General features: G+C 65.1%; 2 protein-coding genes. Both read left to right on the plus strand.

Going from position 1 to position 1,136, the window contains the following annotated elements; all coding sequences use genetic code 11:
• A partial coding sequence (locus ASD25_RS05260; protein WP_056615211.1) for a hypothetical protein occupies positions 1 to 225 on the plus strand: 225 nt, incomplete at its 5' end.
• A 56-nt stretch (positions 226 to 281) separates the two neighbouring features.
• Positions 282 to 1,136: elongation factor Tu (gene tuf, locus ASD25_RS05265; protein WP_235562619.1), on the plus strand; the 855-nt coding region annotated here is incomplete at its 3' end.

Genomic DNA, 1,136 nt, shown 5'->3' on the forward strand with positions numbered 1-1,136 from the left:
AAGGGTTTCAGCAGCGGATCGGCGCCGGGAGTCAGCGCGGCCCAGGACATGCGCGGCAACGCCACCGTCGTGAACGCCTTCGTGCCGCTGGCCAACATGTTCGGCTATGTGAACACGCTTCGCGGCATGTCGCAGGGCCGCGCGGCCTTCACCATGCAGTACGACCACTACGAGCCGGTGCCGCAACACGTCGCCGACGAAGTGATCAAGAAGTATTCCGCTTAAATCACCCCCTGAAACACTAGGACAAAGCCCCCTGTTCAGGGGACGGAGAGAAGAGAATGGCCAAGGAAAAGTTCGAACGTAACAAGCCGCACTGCAACATCGGCACGATTGGTCACGTTGACCACGGCAAGACGACGCTGACGGCGGCGATCACGATGGTTCTGGCCAAGGCCAGCGGCGGCAAGGCGATGAACTACGCCGACATCGACGCGGCTCCGGAAGAGAAGGCGCGCGGCATCACGATCAACACGGCGCACGTCGAGTATGAGACGGCCGCCCGTCACTATGCGCACGTCGACTGCCCCGGCCACGCCGACTATGTGAAGAACATGATCACGGGCGCCGCGCAGATGGACGGCGCCATCCTGGTGGTTTCGGCCGCTGACGGCCCGATGCCGCAGACGCGCGAGCACATCCTGCTGGCCCGTCAGGTCGGCGTGCCGGCTCTGGTGGTCTATCTGAACAAGGTCGACCTGGTGGACGACGCCGAGCTGCTGGAGCTGGTCGAGATGGAAGTGCGCGAGCTGCTGAGCTCGTACCAGTTCCCGGGCGACGACATTCCGATCACGGCGGGTTCGGCCAAGGCCGCGACCGACGGCGTGAACCCGGAGATCGGCGAGCAGTCGGTGCTSAAGCTGATGCAGACGGTCGACGACTACATCCCGCAGCCGGCGCGTCCGCTGGACCTGCCGTTCCTGATGCCGGTGGAAGACGTGTTCTCGATCTCGGGCCGCGGCACCGTGGTCACGGGCCGGGTCGAGCGCGGCATCGTCAAGGTCGGCGAGGAAGTCGAGATCGTCGGCATCCGYCCSGTCCAGAAGACGACCTGCACGGGCGTGGARATGTTCCGCAAGCTGCTGGACCAGGGCCAGGCGGGCGACAACGTCGGCGTGYTGCTGCGCGGCACCAAG

Source organism: Brevundimonas sp. Root1423 (assembly GCF_001426805.1).